The organism is Streptomyces sp. NPDC101227 (genome assembly GCF_044767545.1).
In the GTDB taxonomy this organism is placed as follows: Bacteria; Actinomycetota; Actinomycetes; order Streptomycetales; family Streptomycetaceae; genus Streptomyces.
Genome location: NZ_JBIWOD010000026.1, coordinates 15416 through 30676 on the forward strand (window position 1 = coordinate 15416; position 15261 = coordinate 30676).

General features: G+C 72.8%; 11 protein-coding genes. 3 read left to right on the forward strand and 8 right to left on the reverse strand.

Annotated elements, in window-relative coordinates:
* The first annotated feature begins 327 nt into the window (after nt 1-327).
* On the forward strand, nt 328-639 hold the full coding sequence (locus ACIRPT_RS37455; protein ID WP_403835779.1) for a hypothetical protein: 312 nt from the start codon (nt 328-330) through the stop codon (nt 637-639).
* 1013 nt (nt 640-1652) lie between these two features.
* On the opposite strand, the gene ACIRPT_RS37460 is transcribed toward ACIRPT_RS37455, so the two are convergent.
* From ACIRPT_RS37460 to ACIRPT_RS37490, 7 genes are all read right to left on the reverse strand, one after another.
* The gene (locus ACIRPT_RS37460) at nt 1653-3986 is read right to left on the reverse strand and encodes a xanthine dehydrogenase family protein molybdopterin-binding subunit (RefSeq protein WP_403510637.1); all 2334 of its coding nucleotides are present in this window, start codon (nt 3984-3986) and stop codon (nt 1653-1655) included.
* Nucleotides 3987-4113: 127 nt separating this feature from the next.
* Nucleotides 4114-6363: a 2Fe-2S iron-sulfur cluster-binding protein gene (locus ACIRPT_RS37465; protein ID WP_403835782.1), complete on the reverse strand. Its 2250-nt coding sequence runs from the start codon at nt 6361-6363 to the stop codon at nt 4114-4116.
* The gene (locus ACIRPT_RS37470) at nt 6360-7256 is read right to left on the reverse strand and encodes an FAD binding domain-containing protein (protein WP_403510631.1); all 897 of its coding nucleotides are present in this window, start codon (nt 7254-7256) and stop codon (nt 6360-6362) included. Before ACIRPT_RS37470 ends, ACIRPT_RS37465 begins: the two co-directional genes overlap by 4 nt.
* A 297-nt stretch (nt 7257-7553) precedes the next feature.
* Nucleotides 7554-9254, reverse strand: coding sequence for a beta-N-acetylhexosaminidase (locus ACIRPT_RS37475; RefSeq protein WP_403835785.1), 1701 nt, complete (start codon nt 9252-9254; stop codon nt 7554-7556).
* Nucleotides 9255-9347: 93 nt separating this feature from the next.
* Nucleotides 9348-9641, reverse strand: a complete 294-nt coding sequence (locus ACIRPT_RS37480; protein ID WP_026169910.1) for a DUF3039 domain-containing protein — start codon at nt 9639-9641, stop codon at nt 9348-9350.
* A 126-nt stretch (nt 9642-9767) separates the two neighbouring features.
* Nucleotides 9768-10448, reverse strand: a complete 681-nt coding sequence (locus tag ACIRPT_RS37485) for a hypothetical protein (RefSeq protein WP_403510626.1) — start codon at nt 10446-10448, stop codon at nt 9768-9770.
* Between the two features lie 200 nt (nt 10449-10648).
* Nucleotides 10649-11320, reverse strand: coding sequence for a YqgE/AlgH family protein (locus tag ACIRPT_RS37490; RefSeq protein WP_403510623.1), 672 nt, complete (start codon nt 11318-11320; stop codon nt 10649-10651).
* 296 nt (nt 11321-11616) lie between these two features.
* Between ACIRPT_RS37490 and murA the strand changes: the two genes are divergently transcribed.
* Both murA and ACIRPT_RS37500 read left to right on the forward strand, forming a co-directional pair.
* Entirely contained in the window at nt 11617-12984 is a 1368-nt protein-coding gene (gene murA, locus ACIRPT_RS37495) for a UDP-N-acetylglucosamine 1-carboxyvinyltransferase (RefSeq protein WP_403510620.1), read from the forward strand.
* Between the two features lie 844 nt (nt 12985-13828).
* Nucleotides 13829-14500 (forward strand): HAD family hydrolase, encoded by a 672-nt coding sequence (locus tag ACIRPT_RS37500; RefSeq protein WP_403835789.1) that lies wholly within the window; start codon nt 13829-13831, stop codon nt 14498-14500.
* A gap of 170 nt (nt 14501-14670) precedes the next feature.
* On the opposite strand, the gene ACIRPT_RS37505 is transcribed toward ACIRPT_RS37500, so the two are convergent.
* On the reverse strand, nt 14671-14952 hold the full coding sequence (locus ACIRPT_RS37505) for an HU family DNA-binding protein (protein ID WP_030069353.1): 282 nt from the start codon (nt 14950-14952) through the stop codon (nt 14671-14673).
* Nucleotides 14953-15261 lie beyond the last annotated feature (309 nt).

The following is a 15261-nucleotide window of genomic DNA, read 5'->3' on the forward strand; positions in this document are numbered from 1 at the left end:
CGCCACGGACGGGAGTACGGGGATGAACAAGGCTGAACGACTGCGGATCACGCTCTGACCAGCACGGACAAACCTGCAAAGCGAGTTACGTGGGTTCGAATCCCGCCACGGCCTCCATTGCTCCGGCCTGGAGCGAGTGGCTGATGGGCCGGTCTTCCCAAAGGGGACCGGCCCATTGCCCTTCGTCTCGTGCGTCTCGGTTTCCGAGCGAGTTACTCGCCGGCCGGTTTGACCACGGTGGCGGGCGTAGTGGTCGCGGTGCCCGTGGTGGTGGGTGTGGTGCCCGTGGTGGTGGGCGTGGTGGGCGTGGTGCCTGTACTGACAGGCATGGTCGACGTGGTGCCCGTACCGGAAGGCATAGTCGGCGTGGTGCTCGTACCGGAAGGCCCAGTCGGCGTCGTTGGCGTGGTTGGCGTAGTTGGTGTGGTCGGCGTCGTCGGTGTGGTCGGCGTCGTCGGCGTAGTTGGTGTCGTCGGCGTCGTCGGCGTAGTTGGTGTCGTCGGCGTCGTCGGGGTAGTTGGTGTGGTCGGCGTGGTTGGCGTGCCACCTGTGCTGGCGGGCGTGGTCTGGGAGCCGGAACTGGCGGACGACAGGCCCGTGGCGCTGGTAATGCTTGAACCAGGAGAATTGATAATCTGATTCAAAGTGGCATTCGTCTGATTGGTAACTTGGTTAATCACTGTCTGCGAAAGGCCGAGGCTTGCCGCCTTGGCCTGTGATGCTGCTACACCCTGCGCCTTCGCCGCCGCCGGGGAGGCGCCTTTGCTCCTCGCCGCTTGTGCTGCGCTCGCTCCGGCGGCTACCGCAGCAGCGGCTCCGCCACTGCCGGACGACGCCGAGGACGCCCCACCGGTGCAGGCCACAGGGCCTACGGAGAACGGACCCGTACCCGAAACCGTGGTCGTCAGGCTGCCATTGGCGGAAGAACGCGCAGCCGCCCCGCCGGGAGAAACTGTGAACGACCCATTGGGGGCGAAGTTCGAGCCCGTCAATGTATTTCCTGTCACCCGACAACTCTGTTCCGGGGCGGCGGAGGCGGGTGCGGCAGAGATAGCGGACACCCCTCCGGCCAGCGCAGCTGCCGCGGCGAAACTCAGTGCGATTTTCCCTCTCACGGGATTCCCCTTTCCGCACAGTGCTTGCGATGTTGCCCGCGTGCGATCGAAGGCAGCCGGCCATGAGCAGGGCGTGACGTAAAATAGCGGGAAGAATCGGCAACAGGTGCGCGCAATGCCTCCGCCCCCTGGTCTGGAGCCGCACCTCTGAATACTTAGCAAACGGGTATCGACGACCCCACGCAGAGCATGGGTCAAGGGTCAATCTTCGACTTCAGGTAATCAAGAGGTAAATCAGCCGATGAGGGCGTAGGCAGAATTACCTCACCCGAAATACCTCACCCGAATCGCCTCACCTGAATTGCCTCACCCGAAATACCCGCAACGCAATCCGTGACGGCCGGTGTACGGGCCGGGGCGCTCCCGCGGAGGCGGACCTCGAACGCCGCGCAGAATCATGGGAAACCCGGATTGCATTGTATGCCCCCGGGATGCCGAGAGGCCTCTGTGCAAAGTCGGGAAGATCGGCCCGCCAGTGGTTACCGCCCGCCCCCGGCGGGGGCGGGCGGCGGCAAAACAACGGGGCGCCCTCCCGGGCTACATCTGCACGGCCTGTGCCACCGCCGCCTGCGGGCGGATCGGGAGGCGGCCGATGGGGCGGCCGGTGGCCGCGCGGACGGCGGAGGCGACGGCGGCCGGGGAGGTGACGACCGGGACGGCGCTGGCGGGCTTGGCGCCGAAGGGCGCGACCACATCGCGTTCCTCGACGAGTTCGACGATGCGGATGTCGGGGGCGTCGAGCGCGGTCGGCAGCGCGTAGCCGGTCAGGTCGGGGTGGCGGACCTGACCGCGGGTGGTGCGCAGGTTCTCCATCAGGGCGGCGCCCAGGCCCTGGGTGACGCCGGCCTCGATACGGGCCCGCAGCTGACGCGGGTTGAGCACCCGGCCCACGTCCTGGGCGACGGTCATCTCGACGACCCGGATGGTGCCCAGCTCGATGTCCACGTCGGCGACGCAGCGGATGGCGCAGAACGCCAGGCCGACGAACGCATCGCCCCGTCCGCTCTCGTCCAGCGGCTCGGTCGGGTGCGGCCGGCACTGGGCGGTGGCCCACAGTTCCTTGCCGTCCAGCGCCTCCGCGACGGTCGTGCTGAGCACCCCGTCGTACGAGGTGATCTTGCCGTCGGTGATGCTGAGCAGCTCGGTGGACATGCCGAACTTGTGGGCCAGCGGCTGCAGGAGCTGCGTACGGACCATCTTGGCGGCGCGTTCGACGGCGCCGCCGGAGACCCAGGTGTGCCGGCCGTGGCAGGCGGGTCCGGCCGGGGGCTGGTCGGTGTCGACGCCCGCGACATGGACCTCGTCGACCCCGAGGGTCTCCTGGACGATCTGGCGCGCCAGGGTGGAGAAGCCGGAACCGGTCTCGACGGCGGCGCAGATGACGGTGGCGACCGAGCCGCTGACCTTGACGGTGGCGGTGGAGACCTCGTCGGTGCCCTCGGCGCCGAGCATGTGGACCATGCCCAGCGCGTAGCCGACGCCGCGGCGTACCGCGCCCGGCTCGCCCGCGCCCTCGGGGCCGCCCGGCAGCAGCCATTCCGCTTCGGGCGCGTCCTTGGGCAGCTCGGGCAGTGGCGCGTCCTTGACGGCGTGCAGGAGCTCGGCGACCGGGGCCGGGCAGGTGACGGTCTGGCCGGTGGGCAGCAGATCGCCGGTGGCCATCACATTGCGCATCCGGATCTCGTCCGGTTCCAGCCCCAGTTGGGCGGCCAGCTTGTCCATCTGGCCCTCGTAGGCCGCGCACACCTGCATCGCGCCCTCGCCGCGCATATGGCCGGACGGCGGGTTGTTGGTGCGTACCGCCCAGCCCTCGATCACGGCGTGCGGGACGACGTAGGGGCCGCAGGAGAAGGAGACGGCGGCGGCCAGGGCCTCGGCGGAGGTGTCCGCGTAGGCGCCGGCGTCCATCAGGATCTGCGCCTCCACCTTGACGAGCTTGCCGTCGGCGTCGGCGTGGTGGCGGTAGCGCAGCAGCGTGGGGTGGCGGTGGGCGTGCGCGAGGAAGGACTCCTCGCGGGTGGCGGCGAGCTTGACCGGGCAGCCCGTACGCAGCGCCAGCAGGCCGAGCGAGAGCTGGATGCCGGGGTCCTCGCGGTCGGCGGTGGCACCGGGGACGCCGGTCACCACCACCTTGACGCGGTCCGGGTCGAGGCCGAAGGAGGCGGCGGCCAGATCGCGGTCGGTGTGCGGGTCGGTGGAGGCCGTGTAGATCTCCACGCCGCCATCGGGGCGCGGCACCGCGAGTCCGGCCTCGGCCCCGATGGGGGCCGGGTCCTGGCGGCCGATCCGGTAGAGGCCCTCGACCATCACCTCGCCGACCGCCTCGGCGTCGCCGAAGCGGAGCGGGATGTGCCGGATGAGGTTGCCGTCGGGGTGCAGCGGCTCGGCCTCGAAGGCCAGCTGCGGGTCGGTGACCGCGTCCATGAGCTCGTACTCGACGGCGATGGCGGCGGCGGCCAGACGGGCGGTGTCGGGGTGGTCGGCGGCCACCGCGGCGATCGGCTCGCCGTGGTGGCGGACCTCGTCCTTGGCGAAGACCGGGCGGTCGGCGACGCCCCGGCCGTGCCCCGCGTCGCCCGGGACGTCCTCATGGGTGACGACGGCGCGGACGCCCGGCATCTCGGCCGCGTGCTTGGTGTCGATCGACAGGATCCGCGCGCGGGGGTGCGGCGAGCGCAGCACCGCGGCCCACAACAGCCCCTCGGCCCACAGGTCGGCGGCGTACGGGAAGGTGCCCTGGGTCTTGGCCGGCGCGTCCGCGGGCTGCAGCGAGACGCCCAGGCCGCGCGGCGGCGGCTCCACCGGCGGGACCGGGACGCTCGCCGTGGGGGTCGCGGTCGCGGCGCCGGCGCCGTCTGTCGTGCCACTCATGCCGAAACCTCGCTCCGCCCGGCCTCGCGCTCGCTCGGCGCGCACCTCTCCATGACTCTCCCCCTGGGGGCACCTCCCGGCAGCAGCCGGAGGACTTCGGCCGGGGGGACGCCCCTGCTGCGCTTGCTCATGCGGCGCCTCCCGTCTGCGGATCGACGCCCGGTCCCTGCTGGGGAGGGTGGCCGGGAGAATCCTGGTTGTGCGGGGCGTGGCCGGTGGGGTCCGAGGGGCCCGCCTGGTGAGGGATCCGAGGCTTGTCCTGCGGGGCGTCCGGCGGGGTCTCCGCAGCGGCGTGCGCGGCCTCGGCGGCCTCCGCGCGGGCCTTGACGACGTCGTCGACGGCGTCCAGCACGCCGCGGTAGCCGGAACAGCGGCAGAGGTTGCCGCACAGCGCCTTACGGGTCTCCAGTTCGCTGGGGGCGTGGTTGCCCTCCAGGAGATCGTGCACGGTCATCGCCATGCCCGGGATGCAGAAGCCGCACTGCACGGCGCCGGACGCGGCCAGCGCCCGCTGCACGTCGGAGGGGACGCCGTCCTGCGCGAGCCCCTCGACGGTACGGACCTCGCTGCCCGCCGTGGTGGCGGCCGGCACCAGGCAGGAGGCCACGAGCCGCCCGTCCACCTGGACGGAACAGGCCCCGCACTCGCCCTGTGAGCAGCCGTCCTTGGCCCCGGCGAGGCCGAGCCGCTCGCGCAGCACGTAGAGCAGCGACTCGCCGATCCAGGAGTCCGTGACGGGGCGGTCGGTGCCGTTCACGCGCAGGACGTAGGAGGCGGCGGGGTGCTCGTCGTGGGGGTGCTCGTCGGGGGTTCCGGCGGCGTCGGGGGCGGGGGTGTCGTGGACGGGAGTGTCGTGGACGGGTGCGGTCAGGTGGGCGGGGGCGGTGGGGTCGGTGGGGACGCCCGTGAGTTCGGTGGGCTCGGTGGGGCCCACCGGTTCGGCCGGTTCGGCCGGTTCGGCCACTTCGCCGGGAGCGGCCGTGCCGGCCGCCTCAAGGTGCGCGTCGTGATGCGCGTCGTGATGCGCGTCGTGGTCTTCGGCAGGTGACGGGGCGGGCGCGGCGGCGCCCTCGTGCTCGGCCGTCACCGCGCCGAGCGCCGGCGCCGGCTCCGTCGCGGCACTCGCGTCGGCCTCCCCGGGCGCCCGCTGGTCCGGGCCGGCGAGGCGGTCGTCGCCGGCCGCCGCCCGGTGCTCCTCGTACGCCCCGTACGGCTCGTAGGCCCCGTACGCGTCCCCGGTGCCGGTTCCCGCGGCGGGAGCGGTCGGCGGGCCGGCCGCGAATTCCCCGGAGTGGTCGGGCTGTTCCCCTTCGGCGGCCGGGACCGCCCACCGGTCGCCACCGGAACCGGCACCTATGCTCGGCGCCGCCGCCTCCGGGCGGGGAGCCGCTTCCTGCTGCGCGGGCGGCCACTGGGCGAGCGCATCGGCGGGCAGCGACCAGTGACCGGTCGCGCCGGCGGCCGGGGCGTCCATCCGGCCCGCGCCCGTCCCGTACGGGTCGCCGTCAACCGCTTCGCCGCCGCCGGGCAGGCCTTCCGTACGACCGTCCGCCGGGCCGTCCGCCGCGCCGTACGGATCGTCGGCGGGGGCGCGGAACCGGTCGTCGGCGGCGGTCTCGCCATGTCCGGGCACGCCGGTCGTGGCGCTCAGTCCGGCCGCGAAGTTCCAGTGGCCGGTGCGGCCGGTTTCGCCGGGGTCCGCCGGGGCCTCGGGGCCGCCGTAGGTGTCCTGGTAGCCGCCTTGGTAAGCGGCGGCGTCGCCGGGCTCCGGGTGGTGCCCGGCCTGCCCCTGCAGCCCGTGGTAGCCCGTGAGGCCGTCATCGCCGACCAGATACTCGCCGGACTCCTCCAGGCCGTCGTCCGCCGCGGCCGGGACCGACCACGCTCCGGCGGCCTCCGCGCTGCCCGCGACCGGCCAGTCCACCTGGTCGCCGCTCCACGGCTGCGCCGCCGAGGGCGCGCCGCCCTGATAGATCGCGGCGGAATCCTGGTGGCCGGGGTGGCCCGAGTGGCCCGAGTGCGCCGGGTATCCGGCGGACGGGTCGACGTATCCCGCCGACGGGTCCGCGAACGGCATCGTCCACTGGCCGGTCGACGCCGGGTCGGTGCCCGCGTCCGGGACCGGCGGCGCGGCCTCGTGCTGGGTGAACGAGGAGGGCGGGGTGTAGCCGTGGCCGGGCGCGGCGAGCGGGTCGGCGCCCGGGTTGCCGTAGCCGTTTCCGTAGCGGCCGGGCACACCGCCGTAGACGCCGGTGGTGAAGCCCTCCGGGAGCTGGACGAAGGCGGTGGCCTCCGACTCGTACTCGCCGCCCTGCGGGAGTGGTTGCCAGCCCTGGTCGGGGTGCGGCTGCTGCGGGGTGTGGTTTTCTTCGCTCACGAGAGCGCCCTCCCAAGTGCGCGGCGGGCCAGGGCTGCCACCGTACGGCGCAGGTGCAGCGCGGCGGGCGGCAGGGTCACGGGTTCCGAACCGTCCTGCGGCGGCGCCGGGTCGGGAATGCATGCGGCTGCCACGTAGTCGCCGAAGGCCGTCAGGGCCTCGGGCACCAGGCCGCGTTCGCCGTCCCAGTCGATGAGCGAGGCCACCCACTCCTCGGCCTCCAGGGGGCGCAGCGGCATCGCGGCGACCGCGCCCACGGCGCAGCGCACGCCGCGCCGGGCCGGGTCCAGGACCAGCGACACCGAGGCGGTGGCGCGCCCGGGGCCCGTACGGCCGGTGGCCTTGAGGAAGGTCTGCGGGGCGTGCAGCAGCGGCACCCGTACGAAGCCGACGAGTTCACCGGGATGCAGCATCTCCCGGCCCGCCAGGAGGTGGCTGACGGGGATCTCGCGGCGCGCACCGCCCGGTCCGGCGATGATCACGGTCGCTTCGAGGGCGGCGAGCACGGGCAGGGTGTCGCCGGTGGGTGCGGAGGTGACGATATTGCCGCCGAGCGTCCCGGCGTTGCGGATCTGCGGGGGGCCGGCGGCGCGGGCCGCGGCGGCCAGGCCGGGGATCAGCGCGGCGAAGTCGGGGCGCCCCATACGGGCGAGGGTGAGGCCGGCGCCGAGCAGCGCATGGCCGTCCTGGTACTGCCAGCCGCGGATCTCGCTGATCCGGCCGAGGCCCACCAGGGCTGCGGGTCTGAGGAGTCCGGCGTTGACGGCCGCCATGAGGTCCGTGCCGCCCGCGACCGGAACGGCGGCGGGCATGGCGGTGAGCGCCGCCACCGCCTCGTCGAGCGAGGCCGGCAATGTCACCGTTGGTGACGCCTGCGGTGCGTGGGTGGTCAAGCCAGCTGCCCCTTCCCCGGTGTCCCGGCAGTTCCGCTCCGCCGTACGGTACGTGCTCACGGCCCGGACGTGGCAACTCTGGCACATCTTCCCGGCCCCACGGCGAGAGGGTCCGCGAAGCGGCGTTCCGTCCCCATGCGGTGGGCTGGTCCGATTCGTCCGCCGCTTGTGGGGGCTACGGGCGGGCGGCACACGGGGTACGGGGCGCCGTTTTTGCGGGCGCTCATCGCCCGTACGGCGGTGCGGGCAACCACCGTCCCAGGCTCCGGCCGCGCGAACACCTCCTTGCGCACGGGCTCACACGTTTGGGGGCGCCCCGTCGATCGGGCGTCCGAGCACACCGGGGCGGCGCTGCCAGGGATGCGGGCCGCCGGGCGGGCGGTAGTCGACGCCGAGGGCGTCGAGGCGGGCGTAATGAGCGGCCATCCGGCGGGTGAAGTCCTGGTAGTCGCGGTCGGCGGGCCGCGGCAGCCGCGCCCAGGCGACCTCGGCGAACGCCGCGAGCCGGGGAAAGACCTGGTAGTCGAGGCGCTGCTGACTGTCCATGACCTCGGTCCAGACGTTGGCCTGGGTGCCCAGGACGCGGGCGGCCTGCTCCTTCGTCAGCTCCGGCGGCACCGGCTCGAAGCGGTAGACGTCCTCCAGGGTGCGGACGTATCCGATCGGCACCGGCTCGTCTGGGTGAGCGTGCTGACGGTGGTCCAGGTACACCTGCTGCTCGGGGCACATGACGACGTCGTGGCCGGCCCGGGCGGCGGCGATCCCGCCCGCGTAGCCGCGCCAGGAGGAGACGGCCGCCCCCTCGGCCAGGCCGCCCTCGAGGATTTCGTCCCACCCGATCAGCCGCCTGCCGCGGTCGGCGAGCCAGCGGTCGAAGTGCCGGATGAACCAGCTCTGCAGCCCGTCCTCGCCGTCCAGGCCGAGTTCGGCGATGCGGGCCCGGGCGGTGGCCGAGGCCCGCCACTGGTCCTTGGGGCACTCGTCCCCGCCGATGTGGACGAACGGCGAGGGGAAGAGGTCCAGGACCTCCTCCAGCACGTGCTCGTAGAAGCGCAGGGTGTTGTCAGTGGGGGCAAGTACGTTGGGATTGACGCCCCAGGTGTCCCAGACCTTCAGGGAGGTGGTGTCGATGACGTCGGCGTTGCCGAGTTCCGGATACGCCGCGATGGCGGCCTGCGAGTGCCCGGGGATATCGATCTCGGGGATGACGGTGATATGCCGCGCGGCGGCGTAGGCGACGATCTCGCGGAGGTCGTCCTGGGTGTAGTAGCCGCCGTGCGGGCGGTCGTCCCAGAGGGGTGAGGCGCGGTGGCCGAGCTTGGTGCGCTCGCGCCAGGCGCCGGTCCCGGTCAGCTTCGGGTAGCGCCGGATCTCGATGCGCCAGCCCTGGTCATCGGTGAGGTGGAGGTGCAGGACGTTGAGCTTGTGGGCGGCGAGCAGGTCGAGGTAGCGCAGCACGCCGTCCTTGGGCAGGAAGTGGCGGGCGACGTCGAGCATCATGCCGCGCCAGGCGAAGCGCGGTTCGTCCTCGACGACGACCATCGGCAGGTGCCACTCGTCCCGCTCCACGACCGGCGCCCTGCGGAATGCCTCGGGCCCGAGCAACTGCCGGAAGGTCCCCGCGCCCCAGAAGACTCCGGCCGCGCCGCCGCCGTCGATACGGACCGCATGGCCGTCCACGGTGATGCGGTAGCCCTCGGGCGCCAGATCCCGGTCGATGGCGAGCACGATGCGGTTGTCGTCGTCCGCGCCCGGCGCGAGCGGGAGACCGGTGGCCGCGCCGATCGTGGACCGCAGCCAGCGTGCCGCGCCCTCGGTGCCGGGCCGCGCATCGAGCAGCGTCTCGTGGTCGAGGGCGAAGAGCCCCTGGGTGGGGGGCAACCAGCTCAGGCGACGCGGCGCCGGAAGCAGGTCCGTATGCGCCGGGTGGGCCGGCTGGGCCGTCCGGGGGATGGCTCGGTGCGGCACGGCGCTGTGTGGCGTGGCTCTGTGGGTCATGCACCGAACCTGCCACGGCGAAGACGCCTACGGCTCCGGTATGCGCGGATGCGCGTACCGAAGCCGTAGGGCAAACCCGCGGGAGCGGGGCGGCTACTTCTTGCCGCCGTCCTTGCCGCCCTTGTCCTTGTCGCCACCGGCGCCCATGGACTCGAAGATCTCCTTGCACATCGGGCAGACCGGGTACTTCTTGGGGTCGCGCCCCGGCACCCAGACCTTGCCGCACAGCGCGACGACGGGCGTGCCGTCGAGCGCGCTCGCCATGATCTTGTCCTTCTGGACGTAGTGGGCGAAGCGCTCGTGGTCGCCGTCGCCGTGCGACACCTGCGGTGTCGGCTCTACGAGGGTCCCCGTACCTGCCCCGCGCTCGGGCTCAAGAGTGCTCATAACTGCCAAGGGTACCCACGCCCGCCGCAACCCGGGAGCGTCGGCCTGTCCCCGTATGGAGGACAAGCCCGAGGGCCGCCACGCGGGCCTCCGCCCGGGAAGCGCGTACGGGGCCACGCCCGCGGCCTACGAGGCGACCGGCACCCCGCCCCGGTCCTCGGCCGTCAGGCCCAGTTCCACGGCGAACGCCAGCGCCGCCTTCGGGCGCACCTCGTACCAGGAATCCTGATCGCAGACCGCGTCCAGCAGCGCGGTGATGTCCGCCGCGCCGACCGTACGGGCCTCTGCGGCCGCTATGAACGCGCGGACCGCGGCCGCCGGATCGACCTCGGTCTCCGTGACGGCCACCAGGTCCTCGACGATCCGCTCGATCGCGTCGTCACCCGTCCCGGCCCAGCTCAGGGCCATCTCCAGGCCGTCGTCCGGCATCGTCTCAGGGTACGGGGCGCGGGCCCAGGCGCCGTCCTGCCACCAGTAGACGAAGCCGAAGAGATTGCCCTCGGCGTCGTAGCGCATCTGCTCCCAGGGCAGCCACTGCGGACCGCCGGCCAGGAAGTCGATCTGCCGCTTGCCGCTGTGGGTGTAGCTGCCGTCCGAGTCCTGGCCGCACAGCAGGGCGCGGCCGCCGTCGTACAGCTTCAGCCGCCACCAGTAGGCACCGCCGCCGTTCGAGCACTCCAGGCCCAGCGGTCCCCAGGAGAAGTCGTCCCAGTCGTCCATGGCCGCCGCCACCACGGACAGCGTCGCGGCGCGCGCCCACAGCCGCTCCGGGTGGTCCAGATCCTCGGGCAGGCTCGGCCTGTGCATGGCGCTCCCCCGTTCGTCTCCGCGCGGCCGCGCCCTCGCGCCCGCGCACCGTCCCCTGTATCCCGAACCATAGCGACGGGGTCTGACAATTCCCCATGACGAACCCGTAACAAGCCTCCGGGACTCCCCCTCCGGCGCACCCCGGCGGCGCCCCCTCCGGCGAGGAAGGCGCGGACCGGCGGGCCGGGCCCGGGACGGGGTCAGTTCAGCGAGGGGTCGTCCGGATACGTGGCGACCATCGCCAGTTCATTGCGCTGCCGCCGCAGCACCGCGCGCCACAGCTGCTCCGGATCGGGCGAGGAGACATCGCCCGGCTCGGACTCGACGACGTACCACGCGCCCTCCACCAGCTCGTCCTCCAGCTGGCCGGGGCCCCAGCCCGCATACCCGGCGAAGATCCGCAGGCTGCCGAGGACGGCGGCGAGCAGCTCCGGCGGGGCCTCCAGGTCGACCAGGCCGATCGCGCCGTGCACCCGGCGCCATCCCAGGGGCTCGTCGCCCGGCGGCAGGTCGTCCGTATCCGCGGCGGCCGCGCCCCCGACCTCCGTATCGCCGCCGCCGGCCCGCGCACCGCTCTGCGCGGAGGCGACGCCGCCCTCACTGGACGGCCCGCCGGGCACCACCGCGACGCCGAGCGCCGAGTCCAGCGAGACCGGGCCGCCCTGGAAGACCACCCCCGGCTCGCCGGCGAGCGCGGCCCAGGGTGCGAGGATGTCCGCCACGCCGACCGGCGTGGGGCGGTTCAGGACAACGCCGAGGGAACCCTCCTCGTCGTGGTCGAGGAGCAGTACGACCGCGCGGTCGAAGTTGGGGTCGGCGAGCGCGGGTGTGGCGACGAGCAGCCGCCCTGTGAGCGAGGACACCTCGGTCATGGGCACATGATCCCGCACTTCGGCCCGAAGCGGGGAGTCAACGGCCCGAGCGGTGCAAGAGCAGGGCAGGGCGTACGGCGGCAGCACCGGCGCACGGGGCGAAGAGCAGATGACTCATTCGAGACATTCGGCGGCATTTTCGGCCAAAAGGCGATTACGAATCAAAGCCGGATCGTAGCGGAGCGTGTTGTGACAAAGCCATTACATGCCTAATCGGTGCACGGCCCTACGGACCCGCCCTCCCGCGCCCTTACCATTTCTGCTTGGCCCTGCCCGTCTCCAGGAACGCGAGATCCATGACCGTCTCTACTGACGACGTACTGCTTGTCCACGGCGGCACCCCGCTCGAGGGCGAGATCCGGGTCCGCGGTGCGAAGAACCTCGTACCGAAGGCCATGGTCGCCGCCCTCCTGGGCAGCGGCCCGAGCCGGCTGCGCAATGTGCCCGACATCCGCGACGTCCGCGTCGTGCGCGGGCTGCTGCAGCTGCACGGCGTCACGGTCCGCCCGGGTGACGAAGCCGGCGAGCTGATCCTCGACCCGTCGCACGTGGAGAGCGCCAACGTCGCGGACATCGACGCACACGCCGGCTCCTCGCGGATCCCGATCCTGTTCTGCGGCCCGCTGCTGCACCGCCTCGGCCACGCCTTCATCCCGGGCCTGGGCGGCTGCGACATCGGCGGCCGCCCGGTGGACTTCCACTTCGACGTGCTGCGCCAGTTCGGCGCGACGATCGAGAAGCGCGACGACGGGCAGTACCTGGAGGCCCCGCAGCGACTGCGCGGCACCAAGATCCGGCTGCCGTACCCGTCGGTCGGCTCGACCGAGCAGGTGCTGCTGACCGCCGTCCTGGCCGAGGGCGTCACCGAGCTGTCGAACGCCGCCGTGGAGCCGGAGATCGAGGACCTCATCTGCGTACTGCAGAAGATGGGCGCGATCATCTCCATGGACACCGACCGGACGATCCGGATCACCGGTGTCGACAAGCTCGACGGCTACAACCACCGCGCCCTCCCGGACCGCCTGGAGGCCGCCTCCTGGGCGTCCGCTGCGCTGGCCACCGAGGGCAACATCTTCGTCCGCGGCGCGCAGCAGCGGTCGATGATGACCTTCCTGAACACCTTCCGCAGGGTCGGCGGCGCCTTCGAGATCGGTGACGAGGGCATCCGCTTCTGGCACCCGGGCGGCTCGCTCAACGCCATCGCCCTGGAGACCGACGTCCACCCCGGTTTCCAGACCGACTGGCAGCAGCCGCTGGTCGTCGCCCTGACCCAGGCGTCGGGCCTGTCGATCGTGCACGAGACGGTGTACGAGTCCCGGCTCGGCTTCACCTCCGCGCTCAACCAGATGGGCGCGCACATCCAGCTCTACCGCGAGTGCCTGGGCGGCTCCGCCTGCCGCTTCGGGCAGCGCAACTTCCTGCACTCCGCGGTCGTCTCCGGGCCCACCAAGCTCCAGGGCTCCGACCTGGTCATCCCCGACCTGCGCGGCGGCTTCTCCTATCTGATCGCGGCGCTGGCGGCGCAGGGCACCTCCCGGGTGCACGGCATCGACCTGATCAACCGCGGCTACGAGAACTTCATGGAGAAGCTCGTCGAGCTGGGCGCCCATGTGGAACTGCCGAACGGGACACCGCGGGCCGAGCCCGCCCGTGTGGCGGGCTGAGGCCGCGCAACACACCGAGGCCGCGCTTGTGGGCCGGGCCACCGTTGGGGGCCCGGCCCACAGCCATGTGCGGGCGACCGTGCGTCCGCCGGGCGTCGTCGCCGGGCAGAGGGCCGCGCCACTGACGAGGGCGGGCGCGGGATCGGCGGGACCGCCCTCCAGAGCGTGGCGGGAGCGCGCGAGGTACGCGGACCGGGCGGCCGACGCGGGCGAGGAGTTGCCGCACGGCAACGAACGCGTCGTCCAGGCGTTCCTCGCCTCCTGTGGCGTGTGTGCCGGGAGTTGCGAGTGCGCTGGGGATTGCCCGCCCCTGCGCGTACGCCGCACGACGACGATCGCCGAGGCCCGCCCGGTCGAAACTCGGACGACCGCCGTCCGCCCGCCCGTCGGCTGACGGTGCGTCACCGTCCCCATGCCCGGTCCCTTACGGGGTGGTCGAACAGACCCCGTAAGGGTTGCGAGGGCCCCCTGCGGGGCCACAACTCGGGGGCGCGGGGCGGTATTCCCGGGACAGCGGCGGGGACTGGGAACGGGGATCTGGGAACGCGGAAACGGAGAAACGGGGAACGGGGAACGGGGAACGGGGAACGGGGAACGAGCCTTGGCGGAATGCGCCTTGGCGGAATGCGCCTTGGCGGAATGCGCCTTGGCGGAATGCACCTTGGCGGAGGGAACCGGCGGAGGGAACCGGCGGAGGGAACCGGCGGAGGGAAGCTTGGCTTCCGTCCCCTCTCCTCCCCCCTCCCCTCCACCCGCCCCGGAGCCATCCCGGACCCGGGACCCGAACTCGCCCTGCCCGCCCCGCCCGAGCCGCCGAGCCGGCCCGACCGAACAGTGAGCCTGCATGTCCCCTCTCCCCGCCCCCGCGCTCCCCGCCGCCCTTCTCTGTGACATGGACGGCACCCTCGTCGACACCGAACACCAATGGCTGGCGGCCGTGGCCGACTTCCTGCGGGAACAGGGTGTGGCGGCCTCGGACGAGGTGCTGGCGGCGTTCGCCGGTGCGCCGGTGGACGATGCCGCCGAGCGCCTGGTGCGCGAGCACGGCGTCGCCCTCGGTGTCCGGCGGACCGCCGCCCGCCTGGACCGGGACTTCACCGCTCGGGTCGCGGCCGGCGTCACCGTGCAGCCGGGCGCCCTGCGGCTGCTGGACCGGGCGCACGCGCTGGGCATACCGGCCGCGCTGGTCACCGCCTCCGAGCGGCATGTGGCCGACCTGGTGCTGCGCACCCTCGGCGCGCATCGCTTCGCGCTGTCGGTGACCTCGGGCGAGACGCCGCGCGGCAAGCCGCACCCGGACCCCTATCTGGCCGCGGCGGCCCGCCTCGGCGTCGATCCCGCGCACTGCCTGGCCGTCGAGGACACCCCCACCGGCGCGGCCGCCGCCCTGGCCGCGGGCTGCCGGCTGCTGGCCGTACCGACCGTGCCGGGCGTCGTGCCGGGTCCCCGTACGGCCGTGGTGGCCTCTCTGGAGGACATTGACCTGTCGGACTTCCCGTTCACCCCGGCCGTTTGAGGCAGCGCCCCAGAACGGGCCACAGGGCCCCTACGGCCGGTGCCCAGCCGGCCGGCCCGGTCCGCAGGAGGGCGTGACGCGGCCGCGGCGGCCGGCCACCGCAGCCAAAAGGGCAGCCACCCCGATGGGATGGCCGCCCTTTATGGCTTCGTGCGGTGCTGCCGAGGGACTTACTTACCCTTGGCGGCTTCCTTGAGCTTGGAGCCCGCGGAGACCTTCACGCTGTAGCCGGCCGGGATCTGGATCGGGTCGCCGGTCTGCGGGTTGCGCGCGGTGCGAGCGGCACGGTGGGTGCGCTCGAAGGTGAGGAAGCCGGGGATGGTGACCTTCTCGTCGCCCTTGGCGACGATCTCGCCCGTCACCTCGGCGAGGGCGGCCAGAACGGCGTCGGCGTCCTTGCGGGTCACCTCGGCGCGATCGGCCAGAGCGGCCACCAGCTCACTGCGGTTCATGTTTGTACTCCCGTGTTCTTCTTGCCAATGGGCGTGCCCTGCGGCAGAGCCGCGTATCAGGCACAGCGAAGCCGATGCTGCCAGGGCCCTCGGACAGTCCCCGGACCCGGGTCTGCTGCCAGACCCTCGCGCCCGATTACGCATCCTGCCCCTACCTGCGGGACTAAAGCCAATCCGGAACCCTGGAGAGTCACACGAAAGCCCCACTGCCTCGTCATGGTGACGTTCCGTAGCGCGCCGCTCCGGGCCGGCCCCACAGGGAGGCGGTCATTTGCTGACCGCCAGCCTATGGGGGGCCTACGGAGGGCG